At 60.4% G+C, this 24,800-nt stretch carries 26 protein-coding genes and 2 pseudogenes; 13 read left to right on the forward strand and 15 right to left on the reverse strand.

Annotated features, from left to right (window positions below; genetic code table 11):
• Nucleotides 1–21: 21 nt before the first annotated feature.
• Nucleotides 22–588: pseudogene (locus GRI65_RS15465) on the forward strand (c-type cytochrome); the annotation flags it as partial.
• A gap of 13 nt (nt 589–601) precedes the next feature.
• Here the strand turns inward: GRI65_RS15465 and GRI65_RS00305 are convergent.
• Both GRI65_RS00305 and GRI65_RS00310 read right to left on the reverse strand, forming a co-directional pair.
• The gene (locus GRI65_RS00305; protein ID WP_160754553.1) at nt 602–1,282 is read right to left on the reverse strand and encodes a cytochrome b; all 681 of its coding nucleotides are present in this window, start codon (nt 1,280–1,282) and stop codon (nt 602–604) included.
• Nucleotides 1,279–2,004, reverse strand: coding sequence for a cytochrome c oxidase assembly protein (locus tag GRI65_RS00310; RefSeq protein WP_160754554.1), 726 nt, complete (start codon nt 2,002–2,004; stop codon nt 1,279–1,281). Before GRI65_RS00310 ends, GRI65_RS00305 begins: the two co-directional genes overlap by 4 nt.
• A 423-nt stretch (nt 2,005–2,427) precedes the next feature.
• Here GRI65_RS00310 and GRI65_RS00315 point away from each other — a divergent pair, with 423 nt between their 5' ends.
• The 4 genes from GRI65_RS00315 (at nt 2,428) to GRI65_RS00330 (ending at nt 5,397) form a co-directional block, all read left to right on the forward strand.
• Nucleotides 2,428–2,742: a cyclic nucleotide-binding domain-containing protein gene (locus tag GRI65_RS00315; RefSeq protein ID WP_160754555.1), complete on the forward strand. Its 315-nt coding sequence runs from the start codon at nt 2,428–2,430 to the stop codon at nt 2,740–2,742.
• Nucleotides 2,743–2,751: 9 nt separating this feature from the next.
• The gene (locus GRI65_RS15175; RefSeq protein WP_160754556.1) at nt 2,752–3,165 is read left to right on the forward strand and encodes a Crp/Fnr family transcriptional regulator; all 414 of its coding nucleotides are present in this window, start codon (nt 2,752–2,754) and stop codon (nt 3,163–3,165) included.
• 161 nt (nt 3,166–3,326) lie between these two features.
• Entirely contained in the window at nt 3,327–4,274 is a 948-nt protein-coding gene (locus tag GRI65_RS00325; protein ID WP_160754557.1) for a YihY/virulence factor BrkB family protein, read from the forward strand.
• A 109-nt stretch (nt 4,275–4,383) separates the two neighbouring features.
• Nucleotides 4,384–5,397, forward strand: a complete 1,014-nt coding sequence (locus tag GRI65_RS00330; RefSeq protein ID WP_160754558.1) for an SDR family oxidoreductase — start codon at nt 4,384–4,386, stop codon at nt 5,395–5,397.
• Between the two features lie 53 nt (nt 5,398–5,450).
• Here the strand turns inward: GRI65_RS00330 and GRI65_RS00335 are convergent, their stop codons facing one another.
• Entirely contained in the window at nt 5,451–5,654 is a 204-nt protein-coding gene (locus GRI65_RS00335; protein ID WP_160754559.1) for a hypothetical protein, read from the reverse strand.
• A gap of 47 nt (nt 5,655–5,701) precedes the next feature.
• Nucleotides 5,702–6,223 (reverse strand): CinA family protein, encoded by a 522-nt coding sequence (locus tag GRI65_RS00340; protein WP_160754560.1) that lies wholly within the window; start codon nt 6,221–6,223, stop codon nt 5,702–5,704.
• A gap of 161 nt (nt 6,224–6,384) precedes the next feature.
• Between GRI65_RS00340 and GRI65_RS00345 the strand changes: the two are divergent.
• Both GRI65_RS00345 and GRI65_RS00350 read left to right on the forward strand, forming a co-directional pair.
• Nucleotides 6,385–6,738 (forward strand): annotated as a pseudogene (locus GRI65_RS00345) (Lrp/AsnC family transcriptional regulator); the annotation flags it as partial.
• Between the two features lie 151 nt (nt 6,739–6,889).
• Nucleotides 6,890–7,768: an ROK family protein gene (locus GRI65_RS00350; RefSeq protein WP_332872569.1), complete on the forward strand. Its 879-nt coding sequence runs from the start codon at nt 6,890–6,892 to the stop codon at nt 7,766–7,768.
• 12 nt (nt 7,769–7,780) lie between these two features.
• On the opposite strand, the gene ligD is transcribed toward GRI65_RS00350, so the two are convergent.
• Genes ligD through ku form a run of 3 tightly spaced genes read right to left on the reverse strand, consistent with a single transcriptional unit; the run spans nt 7,781 to nt 11,602 of the window.
• Nucleotides 7,781–10,291 carry a DNA ligase D gene (gene ligD / locus GRI65_RS00355; RefSeq protein WP_160754561.1) on the reverse strand — a complete coding sequence of 837 codons (2,511 nt, stop codon included), beginning with the start codon at nt 10,289–10,291 and terminating at the stop codon, nt 7,781–7,783.
• Nucleotides 10,278–10,763, reverse strand: coding sequence for an MgtC/SapB family protein (locus tag GRI65_RS00360; protein ID WP_160754562.1), 486 nt, complete (start codon nt 10,761–10,763; stop codon nt 10,278–10,280). The genes ligD and GRI65_RS00360 overlap by 14 nt, the downstream gene beginning before the upstream one ends.
• Nucleotides 10,763–11,602: a non-homologous end joining protein Ku gene (ku, locus tag GRI65_RS00365; RefSeq protein ID WP_160754563.1), complete on the reverse strand. Its 840-nt coding sequence runs from the start codon at nt 11,600–11,602 to the stop codon at nt 10,763–10,765. Before ku ends, GRI65_RS00360 begins: the two co-directional genes overlap by 1 nt.
• Before the next feature lie 237 nt (nt 11,603–11,839).
• Between ku and GRI65_RS15070 the strand changes: the two genes are divergently transcribed.
• Nucleotides 11,840–12,712, forward strand: a complete 873-nt coding sequence (locus GRI65_RS15070) for a BON domain-containing protein (protein ID WP_202391062.1) — start codon at nt 11,840–11,842, stop codon at nt 12,710–12,712.
• Nucleotides 12,713–12,807: 95 nt separating this feature from the next.
• Here the strand turns inward: GRI65_RS15070 and GRI65_RS00375 are convergent, their stop codons facing one another.
• Genes GRI65_RS00375 through GRI65_RS00395 form a run of 5 tightly spaced genes read right to left on the reverse strand, consistent with a single transcriptional unit; the run spans nt 12,808 to nt 16,691 of the window.
• Complete coding sequence (locus GRI65_RS00375) at nt 12,808–13,389, reverse strand: class I SAM-dependent methyltransferase (RefSeq protein ID WP_160754564.1); 582 nt, start codon at nt 13,387–13,389, stop codon at nt 12,808–12,810.
• On the reverse strand, nt 13,386–14,027 hold the full coding sequence (locus tag GRI65_RS00380) for a PIG-L deacetylase family protein (RefSeq protein WP_160754565.1): 642 nt from the start codon (nt 14,025–14,027) through the stop codon (nt 13,386–13,388). The genes GRI65_RS00375 and GRI65_RS00380 overlap by 4 nt, the downstream gene beginning before the upstream one ends.
• The gene (locus tag GRI65_RS00385; RefSeq protein WP_160754566.1) at nt 14,024–15,064 is read right to left on the reverse strand and encodes an acyl-CoA dehydrogenase; all 1,041 of its coding nucleotides are present in this window, start codon (nt 15,062–15,064) and stop codon (nt 14,024–14,026) included. The genes GRI65_RS00380 and GRI65_RS00385 overlap by 4 nt, the downstream gene beginning before the upstream one ends.
• Entirely contained in the window at nt 15,055–16,191 is a 1,137-nt protein-coding gene (locus GRI65_RS00390) for a glycosyltransferase (protein WP_160754567.1), read from the reverse strand. Before GRI65_RS00390 ends, GRI65_RS00385 begins: the two co-directional genes overlap by 10 nt.
• Nucleotides 16,188–16,691 carry a YciE/YciF ferroxidase family protein gene (locus GRI65_RS00395; RefSeq protein WP_160754568.1) on the reverse strand — a complete coding sequence of 168 codons (504 nt, stop codon included), beginning with the start codon at nt 16,689–16,691 and terminating at the stop codon, nt 16,188–16,190. Before GRI65_RS00395 ends, GRI65_RS00390 begins: the two co-directional genes overlap by 4 nt.
• Before the next feature lie 90 nt (nt 16,692–16,781).
• On the opposite strand from GRI65_RS00395, the gene GRI65_RS00400 reads away from it, so the two are divergent.
• Nucleotides 16,782–17,306 carry a DUF421 domain-containing protein gene (locus GRI65_RS00400; RefSeq protein ID WP_160754569.1) on the forward strand — a complete coding sequence of 175 codons (525 nt, stop codon included), beginning with the start codon at nt 16,782–16,784 and terminating at the stop codon, nt 17,304–17,306.
• Nucleotides 17,307–17,396: 90 nt separating this feature from the next.
• Entirely contained in the window at nt 17,397–18,137 is a 741-nt protein-coding gene (locus GRI65_RS00405; protein ID WP_160754570.1) for a Crp/Fnr family transcriptional regulator, read from the forward strand.
• Here GRI65_RS00405 and GRI65_RS00410 read toward each other — a convergent pair.
• On the reverse strand, nt 18,113–19,189 hold the full coding sequence (locus GRI65_RS00410; protein ID WP_202391063.1) for a glycosyltransferase family 4 protein: 1,077 nt from the start codon (nt 19,187–19,189) through the stop codon (nt 18,113–18,115). The genes GRI65_RS00405 and GRI65_RS00410 overlap by 25 nt on opposite strands.
• A 60-nt stretch (nt 19,190–19,249) precedes the next feature.
• Here GRI65_RS00410 and GRI65_RS00415 point away from each other — a divergent pair, with 60 nt between their 5' ends.
• Both GRI65_RS00415 and GRI65_RS00420 read left to right on the forward strand, forming a co-directional pair.
• Nucleotides 19,250–21,295 carry an HAD-IIB family hydrolase gene (locus GRI65_RS00415; RefSeq protein ID WP_160754572.1) on the forward strand — a complete coding sequence of 682 codons (2,046 nt, stop codon included), beginning with the start codon at nt 19,250–19,252 and terminating at the stop codon, nt 21,293–21,295.
• Nucleotides 21,295–22,182 carry a glycosyltransferase family 2 protein gene (locus GRI65_RS00420; protein WP_202391065.1) on the forward strand — a complete coding sequence of 296 codons (888 nt, stop codon included), beginning with the start codon at nt 21,295–21,297 and terminating at the stop codon, nt 22,180–22,182. Before GRI65_RS00415 ends, GRI65_RS00420 begins: the two co-directional genes overlap by 1 nt.
• Here the strand turns inward: GRI65_RS00420 and GRI65_RS00425 are convergent.
• Nucleotides 22,175–23,299 carry a glycosyltransferase gene (locus GRI65_RS00425; RefSeq protein WP_160754573.1) on the reverse strand — a complete coding sequence of 375 codons (1,125 nt, stop codon included), beginning with the start codon at nt 23,297–23,299 and terminating at the stop codon, nt 22,175–22,177. The two genes, GRI65_RS00420 and GRI65_RS00425, sit on opposite strands and share 8 nt — an antisense overlap.
• 63 nt (nt 23,300–23,362) lie before the next feature.
• Nucleotides 23,363–24,376, reverse strand: a complete 1,014-nt coding sequence (locus GRI65_RS00430; RefSeq protein ID WP_160754574.1) for a DNA topoisomerase IB — start codon at nt 24,374–24,376, stop codon at nt 23,363–23,365.
• A 187-nt stretch (nt 24,377–24,563) separates the two neighbouring features.
• Here GRI65_RS00430 and GRI65_RS00435 point away from each other — a divergent pair, with 187 nt between their 5' ends.
• A complete protein-coding gene (locus tag GRI65_RS00435) occupies nt 24,564–24,734 on the forward strand; it encodes a CsbD family protein (RefSeq protein ID WP_160754575.1) in 171 nt (56 codons plus the stop codon).
• Nucleotides 24,735–24,800: the final 66 nt, after the last annotated feature.

The raw sequence follows: 24,800 nt of genomic DNA on the forward strand, positions 1-24,800 counted from the left end.
GCGGGACCGGTTCCCGACTTGATGATCAAAGCGCCTTTAACTCCGATTTGCCTATCCGGATGCCTGATATTAACGGCGTGCGGCCAGGGCCATTCGGTGCCGGAAATATGGGAGGATAACGGCGAGATCATCGCTCTCGGTGGCGGAGATGCGGGTGCACGCGGAGCGTGCGCTACCTGTCACGGCCTGAGCGGAGAGGGTGACGGCAACCTCGTTCCGCGGCTGGCAGGGCTCAACGCCGGATACTTCGCACGGCAAATGGAATATTTCGCCGAAGGACAGCGGCGTCATCCGCAGATGGCCTGGATCGCTGGCCGTCTCGATTGGTCGGCCCGGCAGAAGGTAGCGGTTTACTACAGCGAAATGCCGGTCCCTGAAGGATCTGGGAGTTCGATAGAATGCGGCGAGATCGAACTGTACCAGCAAGGCGATCCGGCGCGCGGCTTACCTTCTTGCGCGAGTTGCCACGGCGAGGACGGGGCGGGGGTAGGCCAGGGAAACCCGCCACTTGCGCAGCAACCGGCTCCGTATCTGGAAAAGCAGCTCAAGTTGTGGGCGGAGGGTGAACGCTACGGCGATCCGAACAACGCAATGACGCGCATCAGCCGGCTTTTGACGGAGAATGAAATGAAGGGTTTGGCGAATTATAGTTCGGCCCTTCCGGATGCGAATGCGTATCCGGGACCTCCGGAAGCATGCCTTCCAGCACGTCGTCCTGATCCCAGAAATGGTGCTTGATAGCGGCAATGGCATGCGCCGGTACAAGCAGCGCCAGAATGATTACCCCCGCCACATGCACATCGATAGCCGTTTCGAGCACCCGGAATTGCCATTCACTGGACAGCGTGTGGAACGGCATGGCTGGCACCGGTACGATACCGGCGAGGTGCAGATCGCGCGCTGGCTGGATCGCAGACCATGCCATCCACCCCGAAAGCGGCAGAATAGCGAACAAGGCGTAAAAGACGGCGTGGATCGAATGCGCGGCGGTCGAGCGCCAGCCTTGGTTGTCGGCCTCGTTCACCGGGCCGGGGACGATCAGGCGCCATAGCAGTCGCAATGCGCCAAGCAGCAGCAAGGTGAGCCCTATTTCGGAATGCAGCTTGTAGGCATCCAGCTTGTCCGCCCCCATGAGATATCGCTGTATCATCCATCCCGATCCGAGTTGAAAGACAACGACAGCCGCCATAACCCAGTGAAACGTGACGCCGACAGGGGTGTATTTTCCTCGCTCGCGGTAACTGACCGACCATTCCTGCCATTGCTGGATCCACGGTTTCATCGTACGCGGACCGCACCAAGCGAGCGGTAGAGCACCGTCATCGCGGCGAGGAGGTAGACGGCCGAAGCAGGGCCCCACATGATTAATCCGGCGATTTGCTGGTCTTCGAGAGGAGACCATCCCCACAACTGCGTCGTCAGTGCGTGGGGCGTATAGTACGCTCGGTCGGCGAAGACGAGCAGCGCTCCGAGTGCGCCCATCTGGACCATCGTTGCCAGCAGCGCGGCGGTTGCGCTAGCGGCAGTCGCCTGCCGCAGCCGTGCCCACCAGATCGCCGAAGTTGCGGTCATGCTGGCCTGCATGATCCAGAACACGGCGTCGCTGGATAACGCTGCGGAATACAGCGACGGGACATGCCATACCCAAAATATGAGGGCCTGCAGAAGAGTGAGCTGGGAAAGCGAAAGAACCAGGTTACGCTGGTGCAGCCGAAGTGCCTCCACGAGAAGTGGCGCCAGTATCAGGCCTAAGCCGATATGGTGAATGGCACGTGCAGTAAATAACGCCGATCCAAGCGCACAGAACGGCGAGACGAAGAGTAATAACGCCGCGAAGGCTGCGGCATAGTGGGCGTTCATCCGTTGCGGCGCCAGCAGGCGACCGCAAAGAAGTCCCAGCGCGACGACCGCCAGCACTACGGGATCGAAATTCCATTGCGCGAACCATCCCGAAGGCGCCGGGGCGGCACCGCAATAAGGCAACCATTGTGTTGCGGACGGCATTACGGCCTCTCTTGCATTACGACAATGTTACGCACAGCACCTATGCCGGTTCCGCCAGACGTGGGCTTTGAGGACGCAGTCGAGGACGCGAAACCTTCTCGCGGTGGCGAGCGGCAAGACCGCACGCAAAGCAAAAGAGCCGTGAGACGCCAGGGATTGGCGAACGAGAGCGGTGCGGGATCCAGCGATCGCATCAGATCGGTGTTTGGCCAAGCCGCGATTAAGCAGGCGAAGTGTATTCCCCCGGTCTTGCAACAATCGAACAGGTTTCGTCGCCGCCGCTGCTTTGCCCATCTACTTGCAAAGGTTATTAATAAAGGTTTAGACTTAACGCAAACCAGGCTATACTATGTCATCCGCGGGTCAGTATTTACGAACCGAGGGCTGAGGGACCGGAACGCGCTCCCCGCTGCGGGAGATGTCATGGCCGTCGATGAAACTTTGTTGTACCCGTATCTCTCGAAAATCGAGCGTCGCGACCCGTTGTCCGAGGTAGCCCGTGCCGCTTTTCTGAAGCTGCCTATCGAATACGAGACTTACGATATCTATCACGATATCTTCAAGGAAGGGAGCCGACCCACGCGGGCCTGCCTGATAATAGAGGGCATTGCCAGTCGCTATAAAACACTGAGGAACGGTGCGCGGCAGATCAATTCCTTCCATCTTGCCGGAGACATGGTCGATCTTCACGCTGGCTTGCTGACCTTCGCCGATGGCGGCGTTCGAACACACACGTAAACCACGATTGTGACGATCGCCTGTGACGATATTCTCGACCTTGCGGCGAAATATCCGGAATGGGGGCGTGCATTCTGGTTCGACACTCTGGTGGAAGCGTCGATTTTCCGCGAATGGACGGTATGTCTTGGCCGCCGCAATGCGGTGGCGCGGGTGGCCCATCTGCTGCTCGAGTTCAGCGTGCGCTTCGAAATGACCGGAAACGGCGACGGCAAGTCCTTCATTCTGCCGATCACCCAAGCCGATATTGCCGACGCTGTCGGATTGAGCGCGGTCCATACCAACCGTAGCATCCAGCATTTGCGCCAGAGCGGGGAGATCAGCACGGATGGTCGCACCGTGACAATAGAAGACTACGCGGCGCTCGAGAAGGTCGCTCTCTTCGACCCGGCGTACCTTCACCTCGGCGGTCCGCGCCGATGATTTGAGAGCTGGAAACTAGTGCCGTGCAAAGGGCTGCGGCGGTTTCCGACAGGGGTCTCGCCGCTCAGTTCGCATGCCAAACGGAACTTTAGGTTAAAGCGAACATTCCATTGAAGTCCGCCGACATGCCAATTTCCCCATGACTGGTTGTTTGCGCGGCAATGTCACCGGAGTCTTCTGCATCTGCCGGTGCATTTCCACTCAATGGAGAATTAGCTATTAGCGGCAACGAAGAAAGAAGTTCAGTTTCCTCTCCCGATGCGGCGACTTCCTTCCAGAACGCGGGCGCGCGTTGGTGGAGAATCGCCAAGGCTACCTGGGCCGAGGCTAGCAAGGATAATCTGAGCCTGATTGCGTCGGGCGTCGCTTTCTACGCGTTCACCTCGTTCGTGCCCACGCTTGCGGCAGTCGTGTTGAGTTATGGGCTGTTTGCCGAGCCGGAACAGGTTGCCCGCCATATTTCCGCACTGGCCGCGATCATGCCGGACGAAGCTGCCGAGATCATCGGGCGGCAACTCAGCGGTATGGTCGAGATTGCCAGTTCGGCGGTGGGGATCGGCCTCTTCCTGTCTCTCGGCCTGGCACTTTACGGAACGATGAAGGGTGCCGGTGCAATGGTCACCGCGCTCAACATCGTGTTCGAGGTCAGGGAAAGCCGCTCGTTCGTCTGGAGCACACTGGTGTCGATTGCCGTTGCAGGCGGAATGATCGGGATATTTCTCCTCGCCAGCATCGCGATATCGGCGATAACCCTGCTTCAGGGGATCCTGCCGGACATGGGCGGAACGGTGCGGACGGCCGTCCAGATCGGTTTCTGGATAATCGCTGCGATGGCTGTCCGGGTCGCCATATCCACCTTGTACCGCTTCGCGCCGAGCCGTCCGCCGTGTCCGGAAAGCTGGCTAAAGCCCGGTTCTGCCTTCGCGACAGTGGGCTGGATCGCCGCGACCGCCGGATTTGCCTTCTATGTGCGAGACTTTGGCAGCTACAACGCCACCTATGGTGCGCTCGGGGCCGTCGTTATCTTTCTGACCTGGCTCTACCTTTCGGCATACATAATCCTGCTCGGCGCGGAACTGAACCGTATCCTCGAACGCGGCGATGCGTGACCGACTGGGCGAGATAAATCTCTCGCTGGGACGACCAAATTTTCGGACCCAATTCCGACGCGCCTCGTTAGTTAAGCAGTCGAATTACTAGATCAATAGGTATGAATGGATGACTTGGAATCTGAAGCCACTCGCGGAACAAACCTTAGTCGTAACGGGCGCTACGTCCGGTCATGGGCTGTGCACGGTGCAGATGGCTGCAGCGCGCGGCGCTCGGGTGATGTTGGTCGCGCGGGATGAGGCGGCGCTCCGGCAAATTGTCCAAGAAATTAACGGTGAGGGGGGCACAGCGGATTTCGTGGTTGCCGATGTCGGCAACAAGGAGGACGTCGACCGTATCGCGCAGCGCACAATCGAGTGTTTCGGCGGGTTCGATACCTGGGTAAACAATGCAGGTGTCGGCGTTTACTCGAAATTGCTTGAGCTACCGATCGAGGATCATCGGCAACTGTTCGAAACCAATTACTGGGGGGTCGTCTACGGATCCACCGCGGCAGCCAACCACCTCAAGGATCGGACTGAATGCGGAGCCATTATCAATGTCGGATCTATCAACAGTGATATGAGCGGCCCAATCCTGGCCGCCTACAACGCTTCCAAACACGCGGTGAAGGGCCTTACGGATGCGCTGCGTATCGAGTTGGCCAACGAAGGCGCGCCGGTCTCTGTCACCCTGATCAAGCCAAGCGCAATTGGCACACCGTTTCCCCAGCATGGCCGGAACCTGACCGGTTTTCGTGCCCGTTTACCCCGGCCAATGTATGCGCCGGAACTAGTCGCGGAAGCCATCCTCGACGCTGCCGAGCATCCGCGACGCGCGGTCACGGTCGGCGGAGCGGGCAAATTACAGGTTCTGGGGGCGACAATCCTCCCTTGGTTGTACGACCGCGTGGCGGGTTCGATGGCCACCAAATTGGCCGACCCAGACGAGCCATCCGCTCACGTCGAGGGCAATTTGTATGCCCCGCAACATGACGACGGCAAGGTCGAAGGACGTCAGCATGGACGGAGCATGAGCATCTTTTCTACCGCCAACCGCCACCCGAAAACCGCCTTGAGCCTGTTCGCCGTCATCGGAGGGATAGCCGCCGTGGCAGTCACACGCCGAATTTCCAGATCCTAAAAGCCTGCGCCGCTACCCGGCGCTACCGACTACGGATTGTACAAGGCTAGCAATCAGTCCGTTGGATATTTGGGGCCGCGCGGAGCGTCGTCGGAGCGGCCTTTCCGGGACGGCTTCGCGTTCGGGTTCCGGGTTTCTTCCGGATAGTCTTCCGGCGTGACTACCGATTGATTACGGATTGAATTGGCCAGCTGGCTATTCTGGCCGGGATTGTCCGACGTTGGCAAATCGGCATTTTCCATATCCTTCTTAGACACGATTGTTTCCTTCCTTGTTCAAGTTGTGTTCGGACGGCAGCGCCAGGTCATGCCGCTTCGACGGAATGCGCAAGAAGTTGCAAACCCGCTTGCAAGGCATCGGTTCTGATACGGTCGCGGCCGCTGGGGCCGAAATGCTCTTCCTGATGCAATGTGATCCCCGACCTGCTTGCTACCGCAAGGTGCACGAGGCCTTCCTCGTCATCCTCTCCAGCCGGGCCTGCAAAGCCGGTAATCGACAAGGCGAGGTCGGCGCGGCAACGGTCGAGCGCTTTCTCGGCCATCTCGATAGCCACCAGCTTGCTGACTGCGCCATGGATTTCAAGAAGTTCGGGCGAGATGCCGAGCAACCGGGTCTTGGCAGAATCCGAATAGACCACAAACCCGCATTCAAAACAGTGGCTTACTCCCGTCACATCGGTCAGGACGGTGGATAACAGGCCGCCGGTGCAACTCTCGGCCGTAGCGATCTGCAATTCCTTGTGGTCCGCGGTTTTCAGCAAACTCGCTGCAAGACCGCGGGCCTTGGAGGTGAGGATCGTGTTGAGGTCAGGCGATGCGCTGTGCATGGTCGGGGGCGCGATATGAGCAAGGTTGCAACTTCATTCTCCCGGGTGTTCGGGCCCGGCGCTCCGAGTCCCGGCGGGGACTGATCTCCAGCCCAACCAGTTGAGGAAACGCCAAACCCTGACTGCATCTCGATCTTTAGCCATTATGGCTGGTTTGTGGCTGGCGGCGTATCGACCGCCTGCAGCGCGAAGGGTACATCCGCAAACAGGTGGCGATCCTCGATCGCCGAAAAGTGGGCCTGAACGCCCATGTGTTCGCCCAGGTTAAGCTCAACGCTCACGGACGCGCGAACCTCGACGAATTCAGCGCTGCGATCCAGGATTTTCCCGAAGTGCTCGACGCTTATGTCCTGATGGGCACGACGGATTTCATGCTGCGGGTCGTGACCCAGGACATCGATGCCTATGAACGCTTCTTCTTCGACCAGTTGAGCAAGCTACCGGGGGTGCAGGAAATCAACTCTACGGTCGCGTTGTCGGAGATCAAATCAACCACCGAGCTGCCGCTGCGCTGACGAGGCAGGCGTTCGCGCTCGGCCGCGCAGAGTTGCAAATTGCGGTGGCAAATGCATGAGTGCCGGCTCACCCCAAATGCGATCGCGAGGCGACAGCAGCTATGCAGCAACATTTTGTAGTCCCGATCCCGCAACTCTGGGGACCCACTAGGTGAGCGGCTCCGGGTTGCTCGCGGGCATCGAGGCGGGCGGGACGAAGTTCGTGTTGGCGGTCGGTAAATCGCCGACAGAGATTTTGGCAATGCATTCCGTCCCCACGACCGCTCCGGAAAATACGTTGCGGCAGGCAGCAGACTGGTTTGCTAAGCAGGGGCCGATCCGTGCCCTGGGTATCGCGAGTTTCGGTCCGGTCGAACTGGATCGAACGTCTCCCCGCTGGGGACAGATCACCAACACTCCCAAGCCGGGATGGTCAGGCACCGATATTGCGGGCTATTTCGGGAGGCAGCTGTCCGTTCCGGTCGGCTTCGATACCGACGTCAACGGAGCGGCAATCGCGGAGGCCCGGTTCGGGCGCGGCGATGGCAGCGAGTCGCTCGCCTACGTCACGGTCGGAACGGGTATTGGCGGCGGGCTGGTCGTTGGCGGAAAACTTGTCCACGGCGCCGCCCACCCGGAAATGGGCCATTTGTTCACACCCCGGCGCGGACGAGCGGACATCTTTCGCGGTGTATGTCCGCACCACGGCGATTGCCTGGAGGGGCTTGCGAGCGGCCCTGCCATCTCCGCGCGCTGGGGGGCGTCGCTGTCGGACTTGGGTCAGGATCATGAGGCGCATGGGCTGGTGGCCTACTACCTTGCGCAATTGTGCCATTCGATTGGCGCAATCACGGCGACAGAGGTGATCGTCCTCGGAGGCGGGGTGCTGAACGCGGGCGGGCTAATCGAACGGGTTCGCACAGAGGCTGCGGCGATCGACAATGGGTATCTACCGGGAGCGCAGCGGCGGAGCATTGTTTCACCGGCCCTCGGCGACAGGTCAGGAATTGTCGGCGCACTGATTCTAGCAGAGGAGGCCGCTGAAAATTAACCTTGGCCAGTCTCAGGCGTCCGGCAATTCCTGTTCGGCGTAGCCCCAACCCGCCAGCGCACCCGACTGGGCCCGTTCCTGCAACGCGGCGACATCATCGATCGAGAACGCGTTGGCGCCGCCCACTTCCTTGATTTCGTCCCAGCTGATCGGCACCGCGACTGGCGCTCCGCTTCGGGACCGCGCCGAGTAGGGCAGTATTGCGGTCGCACCGCGTTGGTTGCGGAGCCAGTCGATGAAGATTTTCCCCTTGCGCTTCGCCTTGCTCATGGTGGCTACGTAGCGTTCCGGCTCGGCTTGGGACAGCGCCTCGGCAAAGCGGCGGGCAAAATCCTTGTGCGTGTCCCAAGAATGGCCGGGCGTCAGCGGAACCACGACATGCATGCCCTTGCCCCCGCTCAGCATCGCGAAACTGGTCAGGCCGAGATCGGCCAGCCGGTCCTTGATGTCGCGGGCGCCTCGGACGACGTCGGCGAAGTCCAGTCCCTCGTCGGGATCGAGGTCAAAGATCATCCGGTCCGGCAGTTCGACGTCGGTCGAGCGGGAGCCCCATCCATGGAACTCAATGGTTCCCATCTGAACGCATTGGAGGATGCCGCGCACGTCCTCGATATACAGATAGTCTTCCGCGCCGCCGTCCTTTTCGGTGATGGGCACGTGATGCACCGCGTCGCCGAACCCGCCGCTGTCATGTTTCTGGAAGAAGCACTTCTTGGCGCGGCCTTGCGGGCAACGCACGAGGCTGACGGGGCGTTTGGCGGCAAAGGGCAGCATTAGCGGAGCGATCTCCGCATAATAATCGGCGAGGTCGCCTTTGGTCTGGCCACTGTCGGGGAAAATCACCCGGTCGCGGTTCGATATCTCGACATCCGGCTCTGCGTCAGGGAGGGCGGCGGGCTTTTCGGGCGTGACATCGCGCGCCGGCTTATCGGTGCGCAATCCAAGGAAGCTTCCGTGGCGAACATTCCCTTCCGCGGTAAATTCGGCGAAGGCGATTTCGGCGACCAGTTTCGGGGTGAGCCAAGTGACCCCCTTGCTTGCCGTCCGGTCCACATCGGCTGGCGGTGTCTTGCGTTCGAGGGATTTCATCTTGGCCGCGAGATCCCGGAGCGTCTCGTCGCTGAACCCGGTTCCCACGTTGCCCTTGTAGACCAGTGCACCCTCCTCATGCTGCGCCAGCAGCAGGGACGCGAAAGGACGGGCCCTGGCAGAAGATTTCTTCCACCCGATGATCACGAACTCCTGCCGCCGGGTACATTTCACCTTTAGCCACGATTTGCCGCGCCGTGTGGAATATTTGGCGGCGATGTCCTTGGAGATGATCCCTTCCTGCCCCGCCTCGCACATTGTCCGATACAATTTCTCGCCAGCCCCGATGACGTGGTCGGACACGTGGATCGGCGCGCGCGCGTTCGCCAGCAGCGCCTCCAGTCGTTCCTTACGTTCGATGTTGGGCAGCGCGGTCAGGTCTTCTCTGTTCGCCTCGAGCAGGTCAAAGGCATGAAAAGACAACGCATCCCCTTTGCCTTGTGAACCGTGGCCACGCTTGAGTACCTTTTGCAGGCTGGAGAAATCCGGGTTTCCGTCTTTGCCGTAAGCGACGATCTCTCCATCAATCACGCATGGCGGCAAGTCCAAGTCGGCGAATTGTTCAACAAGTGGCGCGAATTTGTCCGTCCAATCCTTGCCCGACCTGGTGTAGACGGTGACCTGCGAACCCGCTGCCGCGATTAGTGCGCGATATCCGTCGAACTTGATCTCATGCATCCAGCCGTTTCCGGTAGGCACCTCATCGACCAGGGTGGCAAGCTGGGGACTGCGAAAAGACGGTACTTTAGCGTTAGCGCCAGCCTTCGACTTGGAGGCCTTCGACTTGGAGGCCTTTGACGTGGGGGCCGCCGGCTTGGACGTTTTTGCTTTCGCGGGCTTCGAGGATTTGTCCGGACTGCCAGCGGCTATCTCGGCCATGGAACGACCGGTCGATACGCTGGTCAGTTCGTGTTCCACCAGGGTATCTCCTGATCCCGCCTGCTCGTCCTGCAGCTTGCGCAGCAGCCAGTTCTCCCGCTTCTCGCTCCCTCGGGGCTTAAGCCGGATCAGCAACCACTCGCCCTTCATCCGTTCCCCGTGAAGAATGAAGTGCAGGTGTCCCTTCGCGATATCGTCCGCGCTCTTGCCGGGGACCGGTTCCCACGTCCCACGGTCCCACAACATTACCGTGCCGCCGCCGTATTCTCCCTTGGGAATGATGCCCTCGAATTCGGCATAAGACAGTGGATGGTCTTCGGTGCGGACCGCCAGCCGCTTTATATCCGGGTCGGGCGAGGGGCCCTTGGTGACGGCCCAGCTCTTGAGTACGCCGTCGGCTTCGAGCCGGAGGTCCCAGTGGAGCCGTGTTGCGTCGTGCTTCTGCACAATGAACCGGTTTTGTTCAGCGCCGGTGGAGGCATCGCCGCGTGGTTCTGCTGTGCGGCCGAAATCGCGCTTCCGGTTGTATTCGGAAAGGAGGTCAGTCTTCGCCATACTTGCTTCCGTCAAGGCGGCGGTCGCTGGTCTTGGGCTCCACCATCCGCAGGACGGTGAGCATGATGAGGCCGACAACCGATGCGATTACGACCAGCGGCCATTGTCCTGCCCCGCAGGCAATCCCGACCACGGCCGCCAGCCATATATGGGCCGCCGTGGTCAAATTGTGCACCTGACCGCCGCTGAACACGATGAGGCCCGCGCCGATAATCCCGACGAACGCCCCGGTGGCTTCGTAGATACGCAGCGGGTCCATGCGGTCGCCGTCGAGCTGGCTATATAGCGAAATGACGGAAACGGTCATTGCCGCTGCAGCGAAGCAGATCAGCCCATGGGTTCGCATTCCGGCAGCATGACCGCGCAGTTCGCGGTCGAGCCCAAGCCCTAGCCCCAGTACCGCCGCTGCGACCAGGCGGGATAGCAGGTCATAATCGAACCAGTGAACCAGGATCGGATCGTTGAGGTCCATCAGGCGCTCTTCCGTTTGCTACGGGCCGGCTTGGTCTCGCCTCCCGTGTCCTTGCCGACCGATTTCTTCAGCGCTGCCATCAGGTCAATGACATTGGAACCGCTGCCGGACGCCGGAGCATCGACATCTTCGATAATCGCCTGCTTGCTTTTCGACTTGGCCTTGCGGTCGATGAGCTTCTTCAACGCATCGCGGTAGCGGTCATGGAACTCTCCCGCATCGAATGGAGCGCTCTTCTGTTCGATGAGCGTCGCTGCCAGGTCGAGCAGTTCCTTGCGCGGCTTGTCGTCGCCAATGCTGTTAAAGAACTCGCGCCCCTTGCGGACTTCATCGGCGTAACGCAGCGTCTCCAGCAGCAGTCCCTGCCCGCAGGGTTTGAGCGCGACCAGCTTTTCCTGGCCCCTGACCGACAACTGGCCGAGCGCGACCTTCTTCGCCTTGCGCAACGCTTCGCGCAGCACGATGAAGGCTTCTTCCGCCAATTCATCCGCCGGAACCACGTAATAGGGTTTTTCGAAATATAGCGGATCGATTTCACACGCTTCGACAAACTGGACGAGTTCCAGTGTCTTGCGGCTTTCGATCTTTACCGCTTCGATCTCCTCGTCCTGGAGCAAGACGTAATTGCCCTTCGAAATTTCGAACCCTTTGATGATGTCATCCCGGTCGATCGGGCCGATGCCCTCGACTGTCTTTTCATAGGATACCCGTTTGCCGGACGGTTCATGGATCTGATTGAAAGCGATCTTCTGACCCGATTGTGCGGCAGAATATATTTCTACCGGAATTGATACGAGGGCCAGACGGATCTGGCCTTTCCAATACGCGCGCGCTGCCATCGATCACTCCTTGCCATGCAACAGCGCTCGAAACGCCGATTGGTTTCGCAAACGCGGCTGCCTCCGATACCCGCAGGAAAATTCGCGCGTTTGGCCACGTGATCGTGTAACCTATGTTAAGTCTTTGATAATCCGGTGTTTGTGCGCGATGAGTTGCGGAACTTTCGGCGATTTCGTTCGGTTGATTTGTAGAGCTTGGCCCGCGGTGGGCGGGCAGCATTATCAAGGAGAGACGACATGGCAGAAGGTTACAACCAGACCTCGCGCAATCAGCAGAATTATGACGACGATTCCAATCGTGGGCAGCGCCCGGGCGGATACGACAACGAGCGCGGTGGACGGAATTACGGAACAGATGACGATTACGGTCGCGACCGCTGGGGCCAGAGCGCCGGGAATTACGGACGTGATCAGGACCGCTATTCGACCGGTGGATCGAATTTCCGCGGTTCCGGATATCAAGAAGGCAGCTCACAGTCCGGCTACGGCCACGGCGACCAGGATCGCGGTCGGGATTTCGGTAGTTACGGCGGACAATCCTATGATCGTGATTCCGATTTTGGATCGGGACGAGACTACCAGTCAGGCGGTTACGGCGGCATGAGCGGAGACTGGTATGGCCAGTCCAATCGTGGCCGCTACGGGTCACAGTCCTACGGTCAGCGGAGTGGTTACCAGGGGGGCAATTACGGCAATGATCGCGGCTTTTTTGAAAAGGCCGGTGACGAAGTTAAATCCTGGTTCGGTGACGATGATGCCCAGCGTCGCCGCGAGCGGGACGAACACCGCGGCCGCGGCCCGAAAAACTATTCGCGGTCGGACGAGCGGATCAAGGAAGATGTCAGCGATCACCTGACCGACGATGGCTCGCTGGATGCGTCGGATATCGAAGTGACCGTTTCCAGCGGCGAAGTGACGCTCGACGGCAACGTTTCCAGCCGTATGGACAAACGCCGCGCCGAGGACTGCGCTTACCGTGTCTCGGGCATCAACCATGTGCAGAACAATCTGCGGGTCAAGGATAATGATTGGTCCACGACCGGTACGACCCAGACTTCCAGCACCTCACCGGGCATGACCGGAACCGGCAAGACTTCAAACGGAGCGTGACCCGCAGAATGCGGGCGGCTTACAAGTCGGATAGATGAGCCGTTGGGGGGAGGAAGCAATTCCTCCCCCTTTCCGTGTCTGGCCAGTAGCAAATTTCACCGGGCTCGCTGATAGCGATCAACCACCCAACGTCCCGTCCGAAACGTCCATTGTTTTTGAGCGCTGAATGGAAGCATGGCGGTGAAGCGATCGTGCACTCCTGCCGGTTGGCTGGCCGCATCGGCGAACCGCACGTGATGGTGCGCCAGCACGAGGCTCCCGTTTGGAGACAGCAGCCGGTCAAAATTCCGGGCGAGACGGGCGAGCTTGGCAGGAGGCAGATAGTAGAGAATTTCGGCGGCGACCACGAGATCGAACCGGCCAACCGGCAGTTCCGCGGGCAAAGCGCATTCGTAAACCTTGGCGCGCGGTTCGTCGGAGAGTTCCCGTCGCGTGAGAGCCACGGCGGCTGGAGCCCCGTCGCACGCGACCAGCCGCAAGCTGTGCTGCAGGATCATCCGTGAATTGGAACCGTTCCCGGACGCGAGTTCAAGCACACGCCCGTGGATGCGGCTGCCCATCGCCCTTTCGATAGCCCTTCGCTTGTTGGCCTCGTCACGGTTCGCAAACGTGCCCCAAGGGTCGGCATCTTCCTGGAATTTCTTGTCGAAGCCGGCGATGCCGATTGCAGTCGTCACCGTGCGCTGTACCTTTCGAATGGCTGGTTCAGGCGTCGCAATTCCGATGAAGATAATGAAAACCCGTCGGGATCGTCACGAATGAGGCCGCGCTGGCTTCGATATGCCTTGAGGGCCATCCATTTGCGGTAACGGTCCTGCTTCAGGGGGAGGCGCCAGAAGCAACCCGGCCGCGCATTTTCACCCGGCCAGACGGTGTAGCTCAGATAGCGGCAATCGGGACGCAGCCGGCGTACCGTCGACGCCGCCTCGCGGTGATCGGGGTGGTCATCGCAAACGGACGGCCCGACGATGGCATCCCACCGGCCCGCGACCGATGCATGAAGCCGGCGGTAGCTGCGGGCGTGACCGCGCCATTCGCTCGCTCCGCCGTCGGGAAACGCGCAAAACACGATATCGGCGGCGGTCACCCCGATCTGGGCAAGGGCACGGCGGGTCTCTACCGCACGCAGCCTTGCTAGCCGCTGGGCGGGGTATCGGGTGCTGCTGCGATGGGACGCAGTCCCGTCGGTAACGATAACTACGCGTACACCGACCTGCGCGCGCCGGAGCTGGGCGATCAAGCCGCCGCAACCGATGACTTCATCGTCGGGATGCGGGGCGATGACCAGTACCCTGGCGGCAGTTCTCGGGATCACAGCCGGAGGTCCGGCGCCGCCTGTGCCAGCATAGCCGCCGCGCCGTCCGGGTTGGGCTGGCAAATATACGTCATCAAGTCGGTCAGCGGGCCGTGAACCGGCGAAGCATGCATCATCGCCTCGACCCCGACACCGGCCTGGACCCGAGCGATCTGGTCTCGCGCGAGTTCCATCACCGCCACCCGGGCACCCGCCACCCGGTGCACGAGGTCGGGATCCAGTTCGTCATAGCGCCGGCCCGCGCCCTGCACGGTATCGATGGCCGATTGCGCGTTGGCGAAACATCGGGCGAGGCGGCGTTCCTGCTGCGGATGATCGGTGCGGCCGCGGCGGTCCAGGTGGTCGCGGAACACGTCGTGGAGAAGCGCGAGCCCGCCAGTCTGCACGGCGACGAAGCGGATCGCGCCAGCGCTGAAGAAGGGCTGCAACTGGTAATCGCCCGGACCGCCGACCGGTTCGAAAACATCCGGGGTGCTCTTGGTCCAGCGGACGATGTGGCTGCTGGTCCGAGCCATCCCGGCTACCTTCCACCAGCTGTCATCGACCTCGACGCAGTCAGGATCGAGCGAAACGAAGTAAAGCTGGCAGCGCTCGGGATTGTTGGCGTCCGTCGTCACCAGCGCATGCGACAGCAACCCGGCGCCCGATGCAAAATTCTTGCCGCCGCGCAGTTTGCCGTCGACGACCTGCAGGGGATCATCGGGTATGTCACTATTCCACACGCCGAGCCGCGCACCAGATACCGCCAGCGAATTGATGTTCTGGAACTGCTGGGGACTCGCATAGCGCCGGATTAGCTGGAGCGCGTTGACATGGCCTTCGAACAAGCGGCCAAATGCCAAGTCCGCCGCGCCAGCCGCGATCATCGCCCGCACGCAGGTGGATACGTCGGCTGCCGTTTCGAAGCGGGTCAGGTCGCGGTTTGCAAAGTCTTCGAAGGCGGCAATGACGGCTGACCGGAATGGCGGTTTAGCGAAAAGCGTACGGAGCTTTCGCGCTTCGGCCAAAGTTATCGCGGGATGGTCTGTTACAGGCATGCGACTTGACGGTATTGTACGTCAGGCGACGTCTCGAGGGTCTGCAGGATCACGCTTGCTTCGGCCAGAGCGATCGCCGAACGGGGGCCCGTGTCCGGCGCGATCCGGATCACGAATGCGTCGGCTGTGGTGGACTCGCGCCATGCTCGGACTACCTCCGCGCCGTCCTGCTCGATCCGCAAGGCGTGGCGCCAGGCGTCGAGCTCCGAACGTATCCGCGCAAAGGCGGATCGGCTGGCACCCTGGCGGCGGTAATGCTCCGCCGCATCACGGGGATCCTCGACCAGGATCGGTTCCCTCCGCCGCGTATCGTCATCGAGGCTGCGAAGTGCTGCAGCAAGTCCAGCGGTCGCCCGGCCATCCCGCCGGTCGGAAGTCCGGACTTGGACGTTGCAGTCCTGCCGTACCCGCAAGCCGTGGAGTCGTGCGCGCCGAACCAGCGCTTCGTCTTCTCCGTTTGGCAGTCGCGGCAATCCCTCAAGCATGCGATAGCCTTCGCGGGTAATTCCGATACTCGCACCGCTGGCATAAGGGTGGGAGGGGTGCGCGTCATAATGGATCGGATCGATCCTGCGGCGGAAGCGGTGCAAGCGTTCGAGGTAGGTTTCCAGGTCATCGCGGGGCGAGAAATGCGTGTTTCCGGGATTTTCGCAGGTGCGTGTCCGACGGACGAGGCCAGCAATGACATCGGCATGCCGAAAACCCGCAACATGCGCTTGCAACCAATTCGGGGCTACGATGGAATCTGCATCCGTTGTCAGGATGTGCGTCGCGGCCAATTCACGTGTATCGGAAACAGCCGCATCCATCGCCGCACCACGGGCCCTGCCAGCATTGGGGACCGCCGATGGAGAAAGGGTTACGCGATGTACCTTGAACGGAAAACCCGCCTGGACATGCTCGGTAACGATCTTCTCCGATCCATCAGTGCAACTGTCGAAAGCGATAAAGAGTTCTGGGGGCTCACACCTGTCCATATTCAGAGCAGCAATACTGCCGAGAAACCGCGGCAGGAGAACTTCTTCGTTGCGAACCGGGACGCAGATCGCGAAGCGATGCCCACGCTCGGCGTAGCTAGAATCTAGGGGGACGGGCCGCACATGCGGCCCGTCCTCTGTTCGGTTCACGAAGCCTTGGCCCCGAGGTTGACGCTGCGCGTGGCGAGATCGCTCATGTATTCGTCCGCCTCGTAAATATCGGCCACGATGCCGCGGAGGACGTCGGCGTCCTCGTTACGTTCGAGACCGTCGGCAAAGGCCGCGGCAGTGCCAAAGCCGGCAATTCCGTAATGGCACATCCGTTGGTACTGGGCGATGATCGCGACATCGCGAACGTCGTTGTCGTCGAAATCTTCTTCCAGCGCGTGCTTGCTGGCTTCTTTCACCAAGCCTTCCATACCTTTGCAGTGCTCTTTTGCATCGCTTTCGCCGCAATTATCGAGCAATTTCTTGATCTGGTCGGTATGTTCCTGGATACCATCAGCGGAGTTTTCGAGACGGTCGCCGAGATCGCCGTCACCGGCTGCGCTTGCCATCTTCCGGACGACCTTCACCATCTGGTCATTGGCGGACCACAGGTCGCCGAGTTCTTCAACATAGAGTTCTTCAAGGTTCTGGGGGGCAGACATAGCCATGTTTCCTTTTACCGATTGACAATGTAGCTTGTGGTTCTGCTACGCTCGTGTGCTCGTTAAGTGCCTAGAAAAACGGACTAACTTATGTTTGTCGACGACCAAATAATCGACCTGGGACTAAGAGCCTTTTGTCTTGCGGCCGCGGCCATGGTGTGGATTGTGCTGCTTGTCAGGATCAATGGCCTGCGCTCGTTCTCGAAGATGACAAATTTTGACTTTGTGATGACCGTGGCCATTGGCTCTCTGCTTGCGGGCGCTTCGCAATCGACTGAATGGACGGCATTCCTGCAGACCCTGCTGGCCATGGCGACATTGTTCTTTGTCCAATGGCTGACCGCGCGATTGCGCAAGGCATCCGACACCTTCGAAGAGGTGGCCCAGAATTCTCCGGTATTGCTGATGCGGGATGGGGAATTCCTGTACGATGCGCTCGATTCTTCACGCGTTGCGAAAAGTGACCTGATCGCCAAGCTTCGCGAAGCGAACGTGCTTTCCTTCGATCAGGTCCGTGCTGCGGTGCTGGAAACCACCGGGGATATGTCGATCCTCCACGGTAGCCACCTGGACGAGGCGTTGCTGAGCGGTGTCAGGAAGCCTGCCTCGGGTTGACTGCGCTGACGCCACTGGACTTGAACATTTTTTTGAGGAACAGGGCTGGCTAATTCGCTGCCGAACGCACGTGAAAGTTGGAGATTCCGGATGCTGACCGAACTGTTTCTCAAAGGGCGACTGAGGCAGAACCTCTCGCTCGAAGAAACGCGCTCCCTCGAAGCTTCGGTGCGCCGGACAGTCGCACTTCCACCGCGCAAGCAATTGATCGAGCGCGGCCAGCGGATCGATAACAGCTACTATCTCGTCGAAGGGGCGATGCTTCGCTACGTCGATAACCGCAAGGGAGAACGGCAGCTCGTGTCCGTCGCCATCGCGGGCGACTTCGTGGATTTGCACGGGTATCCGATGAAGCGGCTCGACCATGCGGTCGGGACCCTGACGAGCTGCGTACTTGCAGAAGTTCCGCACTCGGCGATCACCGACCTGATCAACAAGTTCCCTCATCTGGGCCGCGCCATGTGGTTCTCCACCCTTCTCGACGCAGCGATGCACCGCGAATGGATTTTCCGCCTCGGGCGCCTCAACGCGGAAAGCCGGATTGCCCATCTGATTTGCGAACTGATAACCCGGCTGCGCTTCGTCGACATGTTCGATGGCCGGAACTTTCCGGTACCTCTTTTACAGCGCGATTACGCAGAGGCATGCGGAATTACTCCGGTCCACGCGAACCGCAGCTTCAAATCCTTGCGCGAACGGGGCGCTCTGATCTTGCACGGGGAAGGCCGCATCGAGATACTCGACGAGGCAATGTTAGCCAAGCTCGCGGAATTCGAAGGCGATTACCTCTATGGTTCCGGGGAACTTCAGTTGGGCGAACTGACCGACTGAAGGGTGCGTTCGTAAAGCTCGCAAATCTCACGTGCCATCCGTGACGCAGCGAACCTGCTTTCGAAACAGGCGCGAATTTGCGCGCGGTCCAGCGCCAGTACTTCGGGCATCCGCGCCGCGGCTTCTTCGGCGCTTTGGACAATGATTCCGGTAACCCCGTCCTCTACCAGTTCCGGCACGCTTCCGCGCGGCCATGCGATGACCGGGGTGCCGCACGCCATCGCCTCGATCAGCACAAGGCCGAACGGCTCGGGCCAGTCGATCGGAAAGATCAGGGCAGCGGCGTTACCCAGAAAGTCCTGCTTTTCCGCGTCGGTCACGTTGCCGATGTGCTCGATCGGGTGGCTCAGTTCAGGTACCACGACCCGCGCAAAATAGTCGGGGTTCCCGGGATCGACTGGCCCTGCGAGTTTCAGCGCCATCCGCGCTCCACGCGCCACCGCAATTGCGCGGTCGGGCCGCTTCTGATCCGTCATCCGGCCAAGGAACGCCAGGTATCGACCTTCGCCCCCACCGGCTTTGTATCTGCCAAGCGGGATGCCGTGATGGACCATCCCAACCAAGGACTCTGCCGGAATATCGCGGGCCTGCCGGTTGGAAATCGCAATCAGCCGTTCGCCCGGGAACTGGGCGAAATGTGCGGCGTGGTCGGCCTCGTCAGCGCGCCAATGGATTGTTCTGAAGATCGGCGTGTCCGGGACGAGGCCCTGCAGTGCGCTCGCATGTGCGCTACCGTGCAGGTGAACGACGTCGAACCGAGCGATATGCTGCACGAGGTCTGCCAACTGCGCCGCCTGAAGTACTGCAACCACGCCCGGCGGAACGGACCGATCTTCGCGTTCGTGCCAAGCAAGCGATTGGTAGGCACCAACATGTTCCGCGCCTGCCAGACCGCTGTCTCCCGCCGCAAACAGGGTAACCTCGTGCCCGAGTTCCATCTGCGCCTCCGCGAGGTCAGCGATGACGCGCTCGGTCCCCCCGTAAGTTGCGGGAGGGACCGGAAGGATCACCGGCGCGACATGGGCAATACGCATGAAGTTAACTTTTATCATCTGTGAAATCAGGAACTTATAGATGTGCCATGAATCCTCTTGGGTGAAAAGGATCATGCTGTGAGAATTTGTCATATTGCGCTTCAAGGGTGTCTGCAGCTTACCAATGTTCCTTACGGGATCACCGCCGACACCGGTGGGCATATCAAGTTCCTGCTGGAACTGGTGAACGCGAGTGCGCGTGATCCAAATGTCGAAACGATCGATATCGTGACCCGCGGTTTCGTAGATGCGAAACTCGGTAACCAATTTGCCCCTGATGTCGGCGAAATCCGGAACAAGATCCGGCTAATTCGTCTGGCGGATGGAACTTCCGGATATCTTCCCAAGGAAGATCTGTGGCGTGAGCACGACCGGCTCTGCGAAGCGTTTGGACTGTTTATCGAGAGCAAGACCCAGCGGCCCGACCTTATTCACGCGCATTATGCAGATGCGGGTATTCTTGCGGCCTATGCCAAGCGCCGGTTCGGGATCCCCTTCGTATTTACCGGGCATTCCCTTGGGGCGGTCAAGCTGGAAGCAAACGGCGGTGACGCGGATGAAGCACTGACGCGCAGGATCGATATCGAGGAGAGGGTGCTTGCCGAAGCGAACGCGGTAATCGCGAGTTCGCGGGACGAGGCCGAAGCGCAGTACCTCCATTATAACTCGGTCGAAGCCGGGCGTATTCGGGTCATTCCACCCGGCTGCGACGTGGGTCAGTTTGAAGGATCGCAGGTCAACGAAACGGTGCGTGAGGAAGTTACGCGATTTTTGCGCGATCCGGACAAGCCGATCATCCTGGCGATTGCCCGGCCAGTGCGTAAAAAGAACCTCATCGCATTGCTCGAAGCGTTCGGCGGCGATGCGGAACTGAAGGATTTGGCCAATCTCGTGATCGTTGCCGGAAACCGCGAGAATCTTACCGATTTGGAGGACGAATGCGCAGAAGTGATGCGCGAGTTGATCGAAGGCGTTGACCTGCTCGACCTCTACGGGTCGGTCGCCTACCCGAAAGATCATTCACCCGCCGATATTCCAGCCTATTACGCGTTGGCCCGTGAAAGCGGGGGGGTGTTCGTGAACCCGGCGCTCAACGAACCTTTCGGACTGACTTTGCTGGAAGCCGCCGCTGCGCGGGTCCCGGTTGTCGCGACCGACAGCGGCGGCCCCAACGATATTATCGAGCGCTGCGAAAACGGCTTGCTGGTCTGCCCGACCGACCGCAGCGCAATAGCGGATGCGTGCAAGTCGATCATCGGTGATCGCCGAAAATGGATCCGATACGCTGCCGCCGGGGCGCAAGCGGTAAAGGCATACGACTGGAACGCCCACCGCGATATCTACCACCGCCTCGCGCGGGACCTGACCGCGCCGGTGCCCCAGGCGAAGACTTTGAGCAAACTCCTGGTGTGCGATATCGACAACACGTTGCTGGGCGATCGGCAGGCGTTGGAGGAATTCCTTTCCTGGCAGGAACGTCTCGACTGCGACACGGCGGTCGGCATCGCGACCGGGCGCAGCTTCCACAGTGCGCAGGCGATACTCGCAGCTGAAGGTGTTCCGTCACCCACCGTGATCATCAGTTCCGTGGGCACCCAGATCCACTGGCTCGACCCGCGGCGGCAGTGCTTTACCGAGGATTATGCCTGGAGCGAGCACATCGGCGAGGGCTGGGACCGGGACGAGGTCGCGCGGATCGGTGTAGCAGCGGGATTGAAGATGCAGTCACTGCTGGAACAGAAGCCGGGCAAGGTGAGTTTTTTCCTTGGCAGCCTGACCCTTCAACGCATTCAGGCCGCCTTTGCGCAATCGAGCGCGCCAGTGGAAGTGGTGGTCAGCCATGATCGCTACGTCGACATCCTTCCTGCAAGGTTCGGCAAGGGGCCCGCGGTCCGCCATGCCGCGAAGACGCTGGGAGTTGAAGCGCGAAAAATTGTCGTGGCCGGCGATAGCGGGAACGATCTGTCGATGCTCAAGGATGCGCCGCTACCGATTGTCGTCGGAAACTGGAGCGACGGGCTGGGCGAGAATCCCGAACTGCGCCACGCTTATGTCGCAAAGGCTACCCACGCGGCCGGGGTGATGGAAGGTGTGCGGTATTACCAATCGAAGAAAAGCTGGTAATGGAGCAATCGGATGTCTCGGTGCTTACCCTGGTAAGGGGTAGGCAGAGCCATTTCGACCATTTGATCGCTGGTCTGCGGGCGCAGGTCGCGTTTCCCGAAGAACTCATTGTCGCACATATGCAGGACGAGCCGCCCGCAGTGCCGAAAGACATGCCGTTCGCCGTGCGGATGGTTCATGTCCCGGGTGAACGGCTTCCGCTAGCCAAGGCGCGCAACGCTGCGGCGCAGCTAGCTAGCGGCGAGGTGCTCGCTCTCCTCGACGTGGACTGCATTCCCGGGCCGCACTTTGTTCGCCGCGCTTCCGAAGTCGTCGCCGAAACCGAGATGGGGGTGTTCCTGCCGGAAGTCGGATATCTGCCCGCGAGACGGGAAGGCTGGATGAATTCCGCCACCGGGATGCCCGATTTCGGTTTGATCGCCCGTTCGTCGCAGCGCCATCCTGCCAAACCCGACCTTGCCGGGGTGTCGGTTGCCCGCATTTCAGGTCACCGCGAATTGTGGGGGCTGGCGTTCATCCTGCACCGCCAGACGTGGGCGTCGGTGGGCGGAATGGACGAACATTATATCGGCTATGGCGGCGAGGAGACCGACTTTGCTCAGCGGTTGAAGCAGGCCGGGAGCGGGTTGTTCTGGCTTGGCGGGACCGTCTGCTATCACCAGCATCACCGGGTCCATGTTCCCCCGTTACAGCATTTCGATGCGATCCTGGAAAATGCCCGCCGCTACCGCCGCAAATGGGGGGACTGGTGCATGACGTATTGGCTCGACCAGTTCGAGGAAATGGGTCTGGTCACCCGCAACAGCATCGCGTTGACGAAAGTGCGTGCCCCGACTGAAGATGAGATCGCCCAAAGCCTTCAGGGTGACGACGTCCGGTTCAGTTAGTCCCCCATAGCGCCGAAGCTTTGGTCTCGAGCCACGCAGCCGCCTTCTGCGCCGCTTCCGGTTCGTGCAGGCTGGCGAGGATTGCCGGGTCGAGCGCGTCGGTTTGGGCCAGCACTTCCTGCCATTCCGGAATCGATGCGGGCCACGTTTCGCGATAGACAGCCGAACCGGTCGCCGACAATTCGCGCGCCTTGCGGTGCTGTTCGTCGAAATAGCGCCATTCGGGAATGCACAGGAACGGACGTCCGACCCGGGCGATCTCGTGCACCGTGTTGTCACCCGCCGATGCGATCACCCGGTCGGCAGCGCAGATATAATGGGTGAGATTGTCGGTCCAGCCAAGCTCCCGAAGGTTTCCGAAATCCGTCTCGTGCCCCTCGCGGTGGACCGGGCCGGCGACCAGCCATAGCGTATCCGGCTCTGCCCGGGCGGCGACCGTCAGCGGGGCATAGGGAGTACCCGAACCGCCGCCGCCGGCAATTACCAGAGTGACTTGTCGCCCTTCTTCAATCCCGAGCAGGCGGCGTGCCTCTTCGCGCGGCACCAGCGCTTGCCGCGTGGTGCACAGCCCGCCGGTATACAATGTGCGCGTCCGGAAGGCTTCGGGGTAATCCTGCTGCTCGATCCGCTCGTCGAATGGGGCCAGCATGGCGGTCGACGCCTGGTAGGCGGCACGGTGGCCCGCATCATTGCGGTCGCCGTGCATCCGGATAGTGATCGCAGGAACACTCATGATCCGGGCGAGCAACGCGATTTCCGCGGACACGTCGATCACGAACAACGCGGGGTCGTGTTTCGCCAGCGCTGCCGCGATCCGGCCCATATGGTCGCGTATTTCCGCCACGCCCAATGGCACGCAATGGAGATTGTCGGGCGCTGGCTGTGCATGCAATTGCGGACTGCGGGAGGGCGCCCCAATCATGTTCGGCAGCTCCACCATTTCCGCGGGCCGCGGTATTTCGGCGAATTGATCCGGGGCGGCGGTCATGATGATCAGCGGGCGAGACGGGGGGATGTGTTCGGCGATAGCCATGATCCGGTTCGCATGGCCGCGCCCCTGGTGATGGGCGAAAAATGCGATCGGCTTGGCCGGGTCTTCGGAAAAATTATCGGCCATGCGAAATCCTAGACACGAGGGGGTGCATTCGTCTGCATGATGTTTGTTAGCCGCAGGCCGTGATCAGGCTGCGAGCAATTTTTCGGCGGATGGTGAACTTTCCAGATACGCGATGAGCCCGCGTTCTTCCCGCGACAGGTACTTGGTGCTGCGGGGCAATTGCAGGTTGTTACGCCAGTCCTCCTGTCCGGTGACGAGGTCGATCACGGCGGGATGGATGTAACTCTTGCGCGTCACGGCCGGGGTATTACCCAGCTTGCTCGCAACTTCACTGAGCAGGTCCTTGATCGTGACCACTTCCGGACCTTCTGCCAGGATCGAGAAGGCGAGGGCGCTGGCGTGCCAGGTGCGAAAATTCTTGGCGGTGAAATGGTGGCCCATCGTCTCGTCGATGTAGGCGTTGACCTCGCTCGATCCGACATTGTGGCGATCGCCGTCGTCATCGATGTACTGGAACAGGTTCTGACCCGGCAAATCCTGCATCTTCCTAACAAACCGGGTCAGGTTCCGGTCGGTCAGGGTGATTTCCTGAAGCTGGCCAGACTTGCCCTTATATCGGAGCCGCAGGGAATTGCCGGAGACGTCCGCATGACGCTTGCGCAGGGTCGTGGCGCCGAAGCTTTTGTTAAGCTGGGAATACGCTTCGTTACCGACCCGGACCAGACCGAGGTCGAGCAACCGGACCACTCCGGCAATCGTTCGCTCGCGGGTTAGTTGGCGAGCTAGCAGATCGTCTTCCACGCGCTTGCGCAATAGAGGCAGGAGATTTCCGAACGCGGCGCAGCCGTCGAATTTCTCGCCTTCGCGGGCGGAGCGAAATTCTGGGTGATAACGGTATTGCTTGCGCCCCTTGGCATCGATCCCGGTCGCGAGGATGTGTCCGTTGGAGGCAGGACAAAACCAGGCGTCGACGTAGGCTGGCGGCAATGCGATCGCGTTCAACCGGGTTCGCTCGGCCCGGTCCTTGATCAGCTTTCCTTCCGGATCATAATAGGACCATCCCTTGCCGGACCGCTTGCGCGAAATCCCCGGCAGGCTGTCGTCGACGAAGATGAGCGAGGAAGGGCACGTTTGCATGCGATCTCAACCTTGGCCGCACACTTCGGTTCCCTCGGCCCGAAACGTCGTTCCAACCGCCGCTTGAAAACAACGGCGAGACCGGAAATATCAGGGCGTCGGCAGAAACCGTGAAACCAAATCGGCACCATCCCGTTGATAAGTCAGACAGTCAAACCGACTGCGATTTTCAAAAGGAGTATTCGATATGGGTGAACTTTCAGACAAGGCCAAAGGCGCCGGTAACGAAATCGCTGGCAAGGTGAAGCAGCAATCGTCCGATCCTGAAACGCAGGCTGAAGGCCATGCGCAGGAACGCAAGGGCGAAGCCCAGAACCTCAAAGGTGAAGTAAAGGGCGCGCTCGGCGACAAGATCTGACCGCGCAATTAAACTGCATAACGAAAGGCCCCGCTTCACGAAGCGGGGCCTTTTTGTTGGCCTGGG

The sequence above is a fragment of the Allopontixanthobacter sediminis genome (assembly GCF_009828115.1).
Taxonomy (GTDB): domain Bacteria; phylum Pseudomonadota; class Alphaproteobacteria; order Sphingomonadales; family Sphingomonadaceae; genus Allopontixanthobacter; species Allopontixanthobacter sediminis.